Here is a 15307-nt window from a genome sequence, read left to right on the forward strand (position 1 = left end):
AAAATATTTTTGTACATTTGTTATAGAAAAATTAATTATAACAATGTGCAACGTTTTTACTGGTAAATTTTTCTTAATAGTCGCCTTGTTTAGCTTTCAGGCAAGATTTGCAGCAGCGCAGCAATATGATGTAATCATCCTGGGAGGTGGCGCCAGCGGTACAACTGCAGGCATACAGGCTTCCAGGATGGGTGCCAAAACACTGATCGTGGAAGAAACAGAATGGCTTGGGGGCATGCTTACTGCTGCAGGCGTTTCAGCTATTGATGGCAATCATAACCTTCCTTCCGGTCTGTGGAATGAATTCAGGGAAGCATTATACAACTACTATGGCGGCCCCGCTGCAGTGGAAACCGGCTGGGTAAGCAACACACTCTTTGAACCTTCCGTTGGAAATAAAATCCTCAAAAAGCTGGCTGATGAAAAACAGCTCACAATACTGCATAAAGCAAAGTGTACCGGCGTAAACAAAAAAGCTGGCTTGTGGGAAGTAACTGTTTTTCAAAACAAGAAAACGCGTACATATACTTCTAAGATCATTATCGATGCTACTGAGCTGGGCGATGTGGCCGCGCTTCTCGGTGTAAAGTATAACATTGGGATGGACAGCCGCCACGAGACCAATGAATTTATTGCGCCTGAAAAAGCCAACCATTTTATACAGGATGTAACTTATGTGGCCACGCTGAAAGATTATGGCAAAAATGCCGATAAAACCATTCCAAAGCCACAAGGCTATAATGAAGCAGCGTTTGCCAATGCCTGCGATATTGCCGACCCGCTACATTACGAAAACCCCAACAGCAACTGCCACCGCATGATGGAGTACGGCAAGCTGCCCAACAATAAATACATGATTAACTGGCCGCGCGATGGCAACGACATCTACATGAATGTGATAGACAGCTCCGCCGCTGCCAGGGCGCGTGAATACGAAAAAGCCAAGCTGCATACGCTGCGTTTTGTGTATTTTATACAAACCAAGCTGGGTTATAAGCACCTGGGCCTTGCTGACGATGAATTTCCTACCAAAGACAAGCTGCCCATGTTCCCGTACTTCCGCGAATCAAGAAGAATCCAGGGTTTGGTACGCCTGACATTGAATGATATGCTGGAACCTTTCAGCCAGAAAACCGCTTTGTACCGCACAGGTATTGCCGTGGGAGATTACCCGCTTGACCACCACAGCAACGAAAACAAAGACGCTCCAAAAATTGACTTCATCAAAGTAAAAATACCTTCTTACAATGTGCCGCTGGGCAGCCTCATTCCTAAAGATGTTGACGGATTGATAGTAGCAGAAAAAAGTATCAGCGTTACCAACATCGTCAACGGCGCCACACGCCTGCAGCCGGTGGTGTTGCTGATAGGACAGGCAGCAGGATCGCTGGCAGCCATATCCGCCATGCAGAATGTAGAGCCTAAGCAGGTGCCCGTAAGGGCAGTACAAAAAGCATTGCTGGCATCTAAAGCTTACCTGATGCCTTATATTGACGTAAAACCGCAGGACAAATATTTTGATGCCATACAAAGAGTCGGGGCAACGGGTATACTCAAAGGCTATGGTGTACCTTACAACTGGGCAAACCAGACCTGGTTTTATCCCGAAAGGCCGATCAGCGAATATGAATTATTGCAGGGCCTCCGAACCTATTATCCCATACTGGATGGCTTCCAGGGCTCAGGCAGGGCGCTGACTGCGGGCTATGCATGGCAGGCTTTCTCTAAAATAGATTCAACACTCACAGAAGATAAATTTTCACTTATGTGGAAAAATATTTCCGGAGAAAAAACCTACAGCGCAACGGCAGCTGTAAACAGGGGCCTGGCTGCCGCAATGATTGATGCCTGTCTGCATCCTTTTGATATCCCCGTGGATATGAATGGTATTCCTCTTAAATAAAAACTTTACAGCAATATGTCTTTAAAAAACAGAAGAGATTTTATTAAGAACAGCGCACTGTTAGGCGCATCTGCATTCATAGGCGCCAATGCATTAGGTAGCACGCTTCACGAGGCCCAGCTATCTTCTGAAACCGAAAGCGGGCCGTTCGGCAATTTATTGGCTCCGAAGAACCAGGGGCTCAAGATCACCGGTACTTTCCTCGATGAAATTTCTCACGATATTCCACATCAGAACTGGAGCGAAAAGGAGTGGGACCGCGATTTCCGCCACATGAAAGCCATTGGCATAGATACGGTGATCCTGATCCGTTGCGGCTATAGGAAGTTCATTACTTACCCATCCAAATACCTCTTAAGCAAAGGCTGCTATAAACCTTCAACGGATTTGCTGGAAATGTACTTAAAGCTGGCAGATAAATACGCGATGAAATTTTACTTCGGCCTCTACGACTCCGGTAAATACTGGGATACAGGCGATATGAGCTACGAAGTGGAATCCAACATGCACGTGATTGAAGAAGTGTGGAAACATTACGGCGAAAGGCACAAAAGTTTCAAAGGCTGGTACATCAGCACCGAGATCAGCAGGGGCACCAGGAGCGCCATCCCTTCTTTCCGCGCCATGGGCAAGCAATGCAAAGATATGTCTAAAGGACTGCACACATTTATCTCTCCCTGGATAGATGGTAAAAAAGCCGTGGCAGCAAGCGGCAGCACGCTTACCAAAGAAGATGCCGTATCGGTAGAGCAACATGAAAAAGAGTGGAACGAAATCTTTGCCGGCATTCATGAATACGTAGATGCATGCGCCTTCCAGGATGGCCAGATCGACTACCATGAATTAGATGCTTTTTTTGAAGTGAATAAAAAACTGGCAGATAAATACAATATGGATTGCTGGACCAACGCGGAAACTTTTGACCGGGACATGCCCATAAAATTTCTGCCTATCAAGTTTGATAAGCTGCGCATGAAGCTGGAAGCGGCAAAACGGGCGAAATACGATAAGGCCATCACCTTTGAATTTTCTCACTTCATGAGCCCTCAATCAGCTTACCTGCAGGCCGGACATCTGTACAACAGATACAAGGAGTATTTTAATATAAAATAATTTACAAATTTCAATTAAAAAAGTAAGCATCACACACATTCCAAATTACCCATTATCCATTGTCAACTGTCAATTCAAATGAAATAACCATAAAGATTAGGAATCTATACCAGTGTAAATGATAATATAGAATTAAAAATGTAAAGTTATTCCGTGTGGCAAACAGAAAAAATAAATATTAACACATGAATAAACCTGTAAACATCGGCTATGTAGCATTTCTCTCCGTTGTGGCTGCGCTGGGCGGCTTGCTCTTCGGCTACGATACGGCTGTAATCTCCGGAACCATCTCGCAGGTCACTGCACAGTTTCATCTCGATACCATTGAAAGCGGCTGGTATGTAGGCTGTGCGCTGGTGGGCTGTATTCTTGGTGTGATCGTAGCCGGCAAATTGAGCGATGGCATCGGCAGAAAATGGACAATGATCATTGCTGCCGTATTCTTTACCGCCTCCGGCCTCGGTTGCGCCTTGTCTGAAACTTTTAACGAGCTGATCTTCTGGCGTATTATCGGCGGTGCAGGCATCGGTATCGTATCCGTAGTTTGTCCTTTGTATATTTCAGAGATCTCACCTGCATCGCACAGAGGCAGGCTGGTGTCGCTGTATCAACTGGCCATAACGGTTGGCTTTCTTGCAGCGTACCTGGTAAATTTTTACCTGCTCGAGCATTCGGCAACTTATACTTCCTCATCAGCATTGATGCAAAAAATATTCGGGGCTGAAGTGTGGCGCGGCATGCTGGGTTTTGGTGCATTGCCGGCAGTTGTATTCCTTATTGTTTCATTCCTGCTGCCTGAAAGCCCGCGCTGGCTGCTGGTGAAAAAACGTGAGGGCGAGGCGTCTGAAACCTTTTATAAAATATATGGCAGCCGGGAAGAAGTAGCTTTCCAGGTAAATGAAACAAAGCAGATGCTTCTGCAATCTACTCAACAACAATCGAGCTTTAAACTATTGCTGCAGCCGGGCTTCAGAAGCGCGGTGTGGATAGGTTGCGCCATTGCTATTTTAGGGCAGTTTATGGGTGTGAATGCCGTGCTCTACTACGGCCCGTCTATATTTGAAGCCAGCGGCCTGTCAAGCGGCGATTCGCTTTTTTACCAGTCACTGATCGGTGTGGTGAATATGGTTACTACCATCATCGCCTTGCTCATTATTGATAAAGTGGGCAGGAAAAAGCTGGTTTATTTTGGTGTGTCGGGCATGATCCTTTCTTTGGTGATGATCGGCATTTATTTCCTGTATAGCAAAGCCTGGGATTTGTCCGCTACGTTCCTGCTGGTGTGTTTCCTGGCCTATATATTTTTCACAGCCATTTCCATCAGTGCGGTAATTTTCGTATTTCTTTCAGAAATGTATCCCACCAAAGTGCGCGGCCAGGCAATGTCTATCGCTACGCTTTCCCTGTGGATAGGCACTTTTCTCATTGGTCAGCTTACCCCGTGGATGCTTGAAACACTGGAACCGTCGGGCACCTTCTTCCTGTTTGCTTTCATGTGCATACCGTATATGCTTATCGTGTGGAAGCTGATGCCGGAGACTGCCGGAAAATCGCTGGAAGAAATAGAACGTTTCTGGCTGAAACAAAAAACAAAAATTTAAAATTAAAGATAATGGACCTTAAAGAACTTGAACAGCTCTATGCCGATGAATTGTTAAACAATGTTGTGCCTTTCTGGCTGCAGAAATCGCAGGACAAAGAATACGGCGGATATTTCTCCTGCCTGGATCGGGAAGGAAATGTATATGATACTGATAAATTCATCTGGCTGCAAGGCCGTCAGGTGTGGATGTTTTCGCTGCTGTACAATAAAGTGGAGCAACGCCCTGAGTGGCTGGAATGTGCTGTGCAGGGAGGAGAATTTTTAAAAAAATACGGCCATGACGGCAACCTGAACTGGTACTTTGCACTTGACCGGAAAGGCAACCCGCTGGTGCAGCCTTATAATATTTTTTCCTACACGTTTGCCACTATGGCATTTGCGCAATTAGGCCTTGCTACAGGCAACGCGGAATATGCAGACATCGCTAAAAAAACATTCGACATTATTCTTTCAAAAAAAGATAATCCCAAAGGCAGGTGGAACAAGGCTTTTCCCGGAACCCGCAACCTCAAAGGGTTTTCGCTGCCCATGATCCTGTGTAATCTGTCGCTGCAAATAGAGCATCTTTTAGAAGAAGATTTTCTACAGCAAACTATAGAGCATTGTATTCAGGAAGTGATGGAGGTATTCCTGCGGCCCGAGCTCGGCGGCATTATTGTAGAAAATGTAAATACCGACGGCAGCCTTTCAGATACTTTCCAGGGCAGGCTGGTAAACCCAGGGCATGCCATTGAAGCCATGTGGTTTATTATGGACATCGGTGTACGGCTCAACAGGAAAGACCTGGTAAAAAAAGCAGTGCAGACAACCCTTACCATGCTGGAATACGGGTGGGATAAACAATACGGCGGCATCTTTTACTTTATGGATCGCAAAGGTTATCCTCCGCAGGAGCTCGAATGGGATCAGAAACTATGGTGGGTACACGTGGAGGCGCTTATCTCACTGCTGAAAGGGTACCAGCTTACCGGCTCTGAAGAATGTTTGCAATGGTTTGAAAAATTGCACAGCTACACATGGGATCATTTCAAAGACCCGCAGCATCCCGAATGGTGGGGCTACCTGAACCGCCAAGGAGAAGTGCTGCTTGACCTGAAAGGGGGCAAATGGAAAGGCTGCTTCCACGTGCCGAGAGGGCTGTACCAATGCCGCAACATCCTGCGCGAAATCAATCAGCGTGAAAACAAACCTCGGGTCAACATCCGAGAAAATAGTATAGTGTAAAAAGTGTAAACAATAACAACATGCATCCACAGGAATCAAAAGGACGAAGAAATTTTCTCAGGAACATAGCCATGAGCTCTGCGGGTATGGTGGTGCCGGGTATGGTGGGATATGGCAGTGTATCAACAAGCACGCAGAAGGAATCTATAAGAAATGTGGCTGGAGAAAAGTTGTCTAATAAAATGTTCGAGACGCCACATGTCTTAAAAGGAATGAAAATTCATGCCACTTTCTTAGATGAGGTTAGTTGGGATATCCCACACCAGAATTGGGGTGTTGCAGAATGGGATAAAGATTTTAAAGCCATGAAAGCGATAGGTATTAATACTGTTGTAATGATACGTTCAGGCCTGGGCAAATGGATATCTTCACCTTTTGACTGTATTTTAAAAACCGAAGATGTATACTATCCTCCTGTTGATCTCACAAAAATGTTCCTTACCCTGGCAGATAGACACAATATGCATTTTTTCTTTGGCATGTACGATTCAGGCAAGTATTGGATAGAAGGCAAGTTTCATAAAGAAATTGACATTAACCGGAGGTTGATAGATGAAGTTTGGAAAAAATACGGACATCATAAGTCGTTCAAAGGGTGGTATCTGTCCCAAGAGGTTAGCAGGCGCACTAAGAACATGTCGAAAATTTATGCCGAAGTAGGAAAACATGCCAAAGCAGTTTCTAATAATCTTACTACGCTCGTTTCGCCTTACATACATGGTTTAAAGACTGACCAGGTAATGTCGGGCGACAAACCTATCACACTGCGCCAGCATGAAGAAGAATGGAATGAAATTCTGACTAATGTAGAAGGAGCAGTAGATATTTTAGCCTTCCAGGACGGGCAGGTAGATTATCATGAGTTGCCGGAATATTTGTCTGTAAATAAAAAACTTGCTGATGCACACAAAATGCGATGTTGGACAAACATTGAATCTTTTGATCGTGATATGCCTATCAGGTTTCCGCCCATAAAATGGGAAAAGCTGCTGGTAAAGTTAGAAGCCGCACGCCTGGCAGGCATGGAAGATGCCATAACCTTTGAATTCTCACATTTTATGAGCCCAAATTCTACGTATTCACAAGCCCCATATCTTTATGAAAGATACAAGGAGCATTTTAATATCAAATAAATTCAATCTATTTTTTAAAAATTGAAATAATGAAAAAACAACAAAAACTCTTCGTGGGTATTAAGTGTCTCAGACTCTTACCGGTTGGTATTATGTTGCTTTGTACAGGTATTATTGCAAGTGCACAGATTGCCATTAAGGGGAAGGTCACGAACGCAAATGGAGAACCTTTGCAAGGCGTGAATGTGTTGGTTGTAAACGCACAGGGTGGAACAATTACAAATGATAATGGCGAATACAATGTTTCAGTTCCTAATTTAAACAGCGTTATTGAGTTTTCCTATGTTGGTTATAAGACAACAGCACTGCCCGTAAATGGAAGAACGGTACTGAATGTAACTTTAGTTGAAGATGCCCAGACATTAGATGATGTGGTAGTTGTTGGTTACGGCACACAAAGAAGGTTAAGCATCACCGGCGCTGTCTCTACGCTTTCTGATAAAGAGTTGCTCAAGTCACCGACTATTGGTGTAACAAACGTTTTGGGCTCACGCGTTGCGGGGGTTACTATGCTCCAGTCAACGGGACAGCCGGGTTATGATGCTGCTTCGTTATTAGTTCGTGGTGAAGGAGCTACTTATATTGTAGATGGTGTTCAACGCAGCATCAATGAAATTGATCCTAATGAAATAGAATCAGTTTCTGTATTGAAAGATGCTACTTCGGCTTCTGTGTATGGATTGAATGCCACCTCGGTAGTTATTGTTACTACCAAAAAGGGACAATCTGGCAAGACAAATATCACTTATAACGGATCCTATGGCATCAGCCAGAATGCCAATCAGCTTGAATGGCTGGACGCTCCCGGTTATGCCTATTGGTATAATCAGGCAAGAGAATTAGACGGAGATAAACCGGTATTTAATTCAGAACAAGTACAAAAGATGATTGATGGTGTAGATGGATGGGGTAATACAAACTGGTACAAAAAAGTATTTGGCACTGGTTCAAATTCCCATCATAATTTGAATGCTTCAGGTGGTAATGACAGAGTAAAGTTCTTTACATCTGTTGGTGCATTTCAGCAACAGGGTAATGTAGATAAATTCCTGTACGACCGTTACAACTTCCGTACAAATGTTGACGCCAAAATCACGGAACATCTATTGCTTTCTGTAGGCTTTTCCGGCAGAGAGGAAAAAAGAGATAATCCCCGCTACCCTGCAGATCCTAACAGCTGGCATAATATTCCTCAACAGGCGGTACGCTCATTGCCTTATGTGCCCGAGAAATGGACTGTAGATGGTAAAGAGTATTATGTTTCCACACCCACAGCGTCATCACCCGTGAGCCCACTGGCCGCAATTTACGAGTCTGGGTATGCAAGGTATAAGAACACGTTTGTGCAATCAAACTTTACATTAGAATATAAAGCACCCTGGCTGGAAGGGCTAAGCTTTAAATTTATGGGCGCTTACGACAGGTTCTTTCAGTTTAATAAAGTGCTTGCCATCCCGTATAAAACAATGCTTGCTACACAGCCTAATATATCAACAGAAACTATTAGCTACCGCTTATTCAGTGATAATTCGGGCAATACTTCTCTGACAGAATCTTCTCATAGCTCTACAAACGTGGTTACTCAAAGCAGTATACATTTTAACCGCACATTTGACAAACATAAAATTAATTTCCTTGGACTGGCAGAAACAAGAAACGAGTTTGGAAATGGACTGGGTGCTACCGGTTTTGGACTTGACTTCATCAGCCTGGCTGAGCTTAGTAAAATTACCAATCAGACAGGGAATGGTGCAGAGAAGATTCCATCTATAAGTGGCGGCAGCAGCCAGTCTCGCCTGGTTGGGTATGTTGGCAGGTTAAACTATGAATATAGTAATAAATATCTTGGAGAATTCTCTATCCGCCGTGATGGCAGTTATTTGTTCAGCGGTATGAATGGTGCGCGTTGGATCAATCTGCCGGCATTTTCGCTTGGATGGAGAATAAATAATGAAAGCTGGTTTAATGCACCCTGGGTTGATAATTTAAAACTTAGGGGCGGAATCGGAAAAACGGCTACTTCTGCTGTAAGCCCTTTTCAATATCTGAACCTGATGGTAATAGCTCCGAATCAATTTGTCCTGGGCCAGTCAAGCCAAAGTATAGTTTACACAAGTACACTGGGCAACCCCAATCTTTCATGGGCTAAAGCAATAACCTACAACATGGGCTTGGATTTCAATGCATGGAAAGGTTTGTTCGGTTTCGAATTTGACGTATTCTACAAATACCAGTACGATTTACTGGGAACTATTGCAGGCGCTTACCCTCCGTCAATGGGCGGCTATTACTTCAATACAGCTAATGTAAACAAAATTGATTACAGGGGTTTTGATATGACTTTAAGCCACAACAATCGTTTAGGAGATTTCCATTATGGCGTAAAACTTATTGCATCTTATGCAAAAAGAAGGTGGCTGTATTTTGCAGGCGATTCCGAGAATACTCCTGATTACAGAAAGCTTACCGGAAAAGAAGTGGGCTCTCAACTTGGTTTTATTGCTGATGGGCTGTTTCAATCACAGGAAGATATTGCTAACTCTCCCACAATTCCAGGTGCCCCGGTATTGCCCGGATACATAAGATATGTAGACAGGAACGGCGATGGTAAAATTACTTATGCACAAGACATGGGTTATGTAGGAAAAAGCGCTTTCCCTAAGTATCAGACATCTTTAAACTTGTTCGGTAGTTGGAAAGGTTTTGATTTTGACTTGTTGTTGCAAGCTGGTCTTGGCCGTACAGTAGCTTTAACCGGCGTGTATACTGCAGATGGAGCAGCCGGTGTGATGGATAATACAGCGTTTACCAAGTTGTTTTACCATGGAGGTAACTCACCGAAGTTCCTGCCCGAAAATTCATGGACGCCTGATAATACTAATGCACAGTTTCCACGATTGTCTTTGGTTACAGTCAGTTCCAACAATGCTTACTCTTCAACTTTCTGGTACAGGCCGGGAGATTACTTACGCTTAAAGTCTTTCCAGGTAGGCTATAGCATACCGGCATACATCATGAAGCGGGTAGGTATAGAACGTGTAAGGCTTTTCGTACAGGGCTCTAACCTTTTAACGTTTAGCGGACTTACAAAATACAACATTGACCCGGAACAGCCGGGAGTAAACAATGGATATTATCCTCAACAGAAAACTTTTTCTTTTGGTCTTAATTTATCAATATAAATATAAAAAAATGAGAAAGATACTTCAACTGATTACCGTAACTATACTCGCTATGTGTTTGCATAGTTGTAAAAAATGGTTGGATCTAACACCAACAGATCAGCTTACGGACAAAATTGTCTGGAACGATCCGTCGAGCGTAAATCTGTACGTTAATGGATTCTATACCTATTTACATCAGTATAGCCAGTTTGGTTCTGCGCAATTTTCGGGCAGCCTTACCGAAAGCCTTACCAACACTTTTAAATATGGTTCTTACGCACTCGGCCACAAGGCAGGCCATCCTAACAACTATGTTTTTAATCCAAGTGTTATCACCTCCGCAAGTGTATTCTATGATAACTGGAGCGATGCGTACAACAAGATCAGGCGCATGAACGAGTTTTTGAGTTCTATGGGTAAATACTCTTCATTTTCTGCGGAACAAAATGCAAAGTGGGAGGCCCAAACCCGCTTCTTCCGGGCATTTATTTACTTCCAGCTTGCAAAGCGTCATGGCGAAACAATTATATATACAAGCCTTGATCAAATGGAAAAAGACAAAGCGCTGAGTTCTGAACAGGAAACCTGGAACCTTGTTGAGTCTGATTTAGACTTTGCCATAGCTAACCTGCCGGAAGACTGGCCGGTTGCAGAAAAGGGCCGGGTAACAAAATATGCTGCATTAGCATTTAAGTCCCGCGCTATGATGTATGCACAAAGATGGCAGAAAGCTTATGATGCTGCAAATGCAGTAATAAGTTCAGGCCGCTATGCTTTGGTGGCTAATTATGCAACTGCCTGGAAAGGAAACAATGCGGAATCTATTTTAGAATACAGATATAATGTAGCCGGCCCGAACCATATATTCGATAAAGATTATGTACCGTTAAGCGATGGATATGAGTTCGGAGCATTGGGCACGCCCACTCAGGAAATGGTTGAGAGTTATGAGAAGAAAGACGGCACAAAAATGAATTGGTCAGATTACCATAAATCCAACGCTTCCCGTCCTCCTTACGAAGACCTTGAACCACGTTTCAAAGCAACCATTATCTATCCCGGAAGTGTTTGGAAAGGTAAAGTAATGGAAAACTCTGTAAATGGAACTAACGGAACATTTATGGCATACAGGGCGCAGCCATATTCATATGGGTTTACAACTACCGGTTATTTCTTAAAGAAATTGCTCGATGAGAACCTTATTGATATTAAGGGTACACCAAGCACCCAACCATGGGTAGAAATACGGTATGCAGAAGTTTTGCTCAATAAAGCTGAAGCAGCATACCGTCTCAATAAAATGGGTGAAGCAAGAGAAGCAATGAACCTTGTACGTGCCAGGGTTGCATTGCCTGCTAAATCTTCCGGTGGCGATGAATGGTTTAAGGATTATGTAAATGAGCGGAAAGTAGAACTTGCATATGAAGGTCATTTGTTTTGGGATATGCGCAGGTGGAAGTTGGCACATATAGAGTACAATAATATCCGTGCGCATGGTTTTAAAATCACCGGCAGCAATTATGAGTATATAGATGTAGACTACCAGGATCGTAAATTCCTGGAGAAAACCTATATACTTCCTATTCCTGATAGTGAATTAGAAAATAACTCTTTGGTTCAACAGCATCCTGTATGGAAATAAATCAAAAAATTTATTTTATGAAATGACCATTAAGATGGAGGATGTACACCAACCGGTAATAAGTATTGAATCTAAAAAAGATGGTTATTCCATGTGACAACTGAAAAACAATAAATATACACACACATGAAATAGCCATAAAGATTAGAAATCTATACCAACCAGGAATGATAATAGAGAATTAAGGTTTTGGTTATTCCATGTGACAAACAGAAAAAATTAAATATACACACATGAAATAGCCATAAGCAAAGTTGCCTACCAACCGCGGATGAATAAAGGCTATTCCATGTGACCATAAAAAAAATAAAAAATATACACATGAAATAGCCATAAGCAAAGGTGCATACCAACCGCGGATGAATAAAGGCTATTGCATGTGGCAACTAAAAAACAAATAAAATAAATACACATGAAAAAAGATATTTTATTAAAGCTCCTGTACGTTACAGCTGTTTTCCTCGGAATATATAGTTGTCAGAAAGTAGCGGATCTTACGCCTTCTGTCTCAAGACAGGGTATAAATAGTATAACTGCTTCTTTTGAAAATGACAATAGCTCGGAAAATGTATTTGAAAGTGTGATAGATCATGAAAATAAACTCATCACCATCATTTTCCCATACAATTATCCGCGCACGTCAAACAATGTATTGGAGAAAGAGAAACTCTCAAGAGTAAGAGTTGTGGCGAACCTGGATGATAATGTTACCATTTCTCCGGCTTTGCTTTACCTGGATTTGAGGAAGGAAAACTACATTACAATAACAGACCAGTCAAAAAATACAAAAGAATACAAGATTGTTGCGGAGATCAGGAAAAGCACTGAAGCAAAAATCACAAATTTTGAGCTGAAATCAATTGGCATAAACGGTGTTATTAATGAAGAGCAAAAGACAATTTCTCTTATCTCCATTGAGCCTCTTGGCGCTGTTGCGGCACATGTGGATATATCTCACGGAGCTACAATTACTCCTGACCCGGCTAAAACAGCTTTAAATTATGACCAGGAAGTAAAGTTAACAGTTACTGCCCAGGACGGGAAAAACACATCAGTATATACTGTAAAAAAAGCTGTTCCGGCCAAAATTCCATTGGGCATAAGGCAGGGTAGCGCCAAAATACTTTGGGCGAAGAAATTAAATACCGATTTAGGTATTACAACCCTCAACATCACTGGCGGCCTGGCAGCTACAAAAGACTATGTTGTTTTAAACACAAGAGGCCAAAATAGTATCTACCTTGACCGTAAAACTGGCGAAATTGCAGGTACAGTCAATTTGGGAAGCTATGCCGGCAACCTTACTAATTTCTATAGCACTGCAGATGACAACAACAATATTTTGGTATGTAACCTGGCTCCAAACGCAGGTGCGTTTAAAGTTGTGAGAATAAAAGGAGTGAATGGTACGCCTGAGCCTTACATAGAATGGAACGGAGGCGTGCCTATCGGCAGGAAACTATCAGTGAAAGGAAGCCTTGATGCAGCTGCAGTGATCACAGCGCCAATATTGGCAGCAGGCAATATGTTTGCGCGTTGGGAAGTGAAAGGCGGCGTTCTGCAATCTCAGCAGCCGTCAATTATTACTATTACAGGTTTGGGAGGCAACTGGAATAACAATGCAGATGTAGTACATACCGAAGCTACTGTCAACAGTGATTATTTTGTAGCTTATTATGCAGCGCCATATAAGTTTGCATGGGTAAACGGCGCCACCAACACGGTGAAAGCATTCGGACCTGCCATCAGCTCTAATTGGGTATCTAATGCCGCCGACTACGTTATGTTTAATGGCAATGGCTATGCTGCGCAAAATTCCATTAACTCATTTACTTGGGGAAGTGATGATGCAGTTTACTTGTACGACGTAAGTGCAGCTTCTAGTTTTGCATCAGCTGTATGGAGCGCGCCCATTGGTACTTATGGCGGTAAAGATAACGGAGGCCAGAATGCCAACGCTACGGGAGATGTAGCTCTGAAAATCTCTGATAACGGATATTATATGTACCTCTATTTTATGTTTACCAACGGACAGGTAGTCTGTGTGCAATTTGATTGTATTGACATGTAAAAAAAAATAAAAACTATGCGTAAACTGAATTTCATAAAAACAGCGCTGTTGTTAGCGGGTATTGTCTTCTACTCATGCGCTCAAAAAAGTAAAAACATTGAATATACATTCCCGGATCCCCCTAAGACCAATGATAAGAAGCCGAGGTTTATCTGGATAGATGCGGCTGCCAACTTTAATGACTTTGCTAATAGCAAAGAAAATATTGCAAGAGATTTATCGCTGGCAAAAGATGCAGGTTTTACAGATATTGTTGTAGACATCAGGCCCACATCCGGGGATATATTGTACAAGTCTGCGGTGGAAGGTGCAAAGCAGGTAGAATGGCTGCCTGCCTGGGTGAAAGGTACTTACACAAAAGTGCAGCGTACTGAAAGCTGGGATTATTTACAGGCTTTTATTGATAAGGGTCATGCCTTAGGATTAAAAGTACATGCAGGTTTTAACACCATGGTAGGCGGCCATGGAGGTGTTTTGGGCAACCAGGGCCTGCTTTACCGTGATGCAGGAAAAAAATCCTGGGCCACTTCCGAAAACTTATCCACAGGCATAAAAAATACCATGGATAACGGTTCCGGCACTAAGTTCTTTAATCCGGTAAATGAAGAGGTTCAAACATACTTGGTTAATCTCTTAAAAGATCTTGCAAAATATGATCTCGACGGCATATTCATTGACAGGGGGCGTTTTGACGGGATTCAGTCCGATTTTTCAGAGATTACCCGGCAAAAGTTTCAGGCATACCTGGGAAGTACAGTAGCCAATTTCCCAGGCGACATCCTTCCGCCGGGAGCAACAATGACTAATGTTATGGCTATGTCTACCTACCCGCAGCACTTTACAAAGTGGCTGGAGTTCAGAGCAAAAGTTATTTATGATTTTATGGCCAAAGCACGAACTGCTATTAAGTCTGTAAACGCTAAGGTGAAATTTGGCGTATACGTCGGAGGCTGGTATTCTACCTATTACGATGTAGGCGTAAATTGGGCCAGTCCAAAATACGATCCTTCCGCAACCTATAAATGGGCTACTAAAGATTACAGGAATTATGGCTATGCTGCTTTGATGGATCAAATGCTGATAGGAGCCTACGCTTCTCCCCTGAAAGTGAATGGAAGTACTGAGTGGACCATGGAAGGCTTTGCAAAGCTTGCAAAAGAAAAGACAAGAAACGATTGCCCCATGGTTGCCGCCGGGCCTGATGTAGGCAATTGGGACCCGGACAATAAAGCTACTGCTGCTGAAGAAAATCAGGCAATTGTCAACTCTGTTAAAGCTTGCATGGATGTATGTGACGGCTATTTCCTATTTGACATGATTCACCTGAAACTTGCGAATCAGTGGCAGTTTGTGAAAGAAGGCATTCAAAAAGCTACAGCTCAGAAATAAGCTTCTGGAGGGTTGACAGCAAGCGTCCCCGTACGGAACAGCCGCAGCTGTATTTTATACGGCTG

At 43.1% G+C, this 15307-nt stretch carries 9 protein-coding genes; all 9 read left to right on the forward strand.

What is annotated here, in order from left to right; genetic code table 11:
* Positions 1-43: 43 nt before the first annotated feature.
* The 9 genes from OD355_RS09565 to OD355_RS09605 all read left to right on the forward strand — a co-directional run bounded on the left by OD355_RS09565 (position 44) and on the right by OD355_RS09605 (position 15242).
* Positions 44-1903: an FAD-dependent oxidoreductase gene (locus tag OD355_RS09565; protein WP_263038246.1), complete on the forward strand. Its 1860-nt coding sequence runs from the start codon at positions 44-46 to the stop codon at positions 1901-1903.
* Positions 1904-1918: 15 nt separating this feature from the next.
* Positions 1919-3016, forward strand: coding sequence for a DUF4434 domain-containing protein (locus OD355_RS09570; RefSeq protein WP_263038247.1), 1098 nt, complete (start codon positions 1919-1921; stop codon positions 3014-3016).
* 185 nt (positions 3017-3201) lie between these two features.
* The gene (locus OD355_RS09575) at positions 3202-4617 is read left to right on the forward strand and encodes a sugar porter family MFS transporter (protein WP_263038248.1); all 1416 of its coding nucleotides are present in this window, start codon (positions 3202-3204) and stop codon (positions 4615-4617) included.
* A gap of 11 nt (positions 4618-4628) precedes the next feature.
* The gene (locus OD355_RS09580; RefSeq protein ID WP_263038249.1) at positions 4629-5843 is read left to right on the forward strand and encodes an AGE family epimerase/isomerase; all 1215 of its coding nucleotides are present in this window, start codon (positions 4629-4631) and stop codon (positions 5841-5843) included.
* Positions 5844-5863: 20 nt separating this feature from the next.
* On the forward strand, positions 5864-6976 hold the full coding sequence (locus OD355_RS09585; protein WP_263038250.1) for a DUF4434 domain-containing protein: 1113 nt from the start codon (positions 5864-5866) through the stop codon (positions 6974-6976).
* A 29-nt stretch (positions 6977-7005) separates the two neighbouring features.
* On the forward strand, positions 7006-10158 hold the full coding sequence (locus OD355_RS09590; RefSeq protein WP_263038251.1) for a SusC/RagA family TonB-linked outer membrane protein: 3153 nt from the start codon (positions 7006-7008) through the stop codon (positions 10156-10158).
* A gap of 10 nt (positions 10159-10168) precedes the next feature.
* A complete protein-coding gene (locus OD355_RS09595; protein ID WP_263038252.1) occupies positions 10169-11782 on the forward strand; it encodes a RagB/SusD family nutrient uptake outer membrane protein in 1614 nt (537 codons plus the stop codon).
* Between the two features lie 412 nt (positions 11783-12194).
* Entirely contained in the window at positions 12195-13853 is a 1659-nt protein-coding gene (locus OD355_RS09600; RefSeq protein ID WP_263038253.1) for a DUF5018 domain-containing protein, read from the forward strand.
* Between the two features lie 15 nt (positions 13854-13868).
* Complete coding sequence (locus OD355_RS09605; RefSeq protein ID WP_263038254.1) at positions 13869-15242, forward strand: alpha amylase family protein; 1374 nt, start codon at positions 13869-13871, stop codon at positions 15240-15242.
* The last annotated feature ends 65 nt before the right edge of the window (positions 15243-15307 follow it).

Source organism: Haoranjiania flava, from assembly GCF_025631005.1.
GTDB lineage: Bacteria > Bacteroidota > Bacteroidia > Chitinophagales > Chitinophagaceae > Haoranjiania > Haoranjiania flava.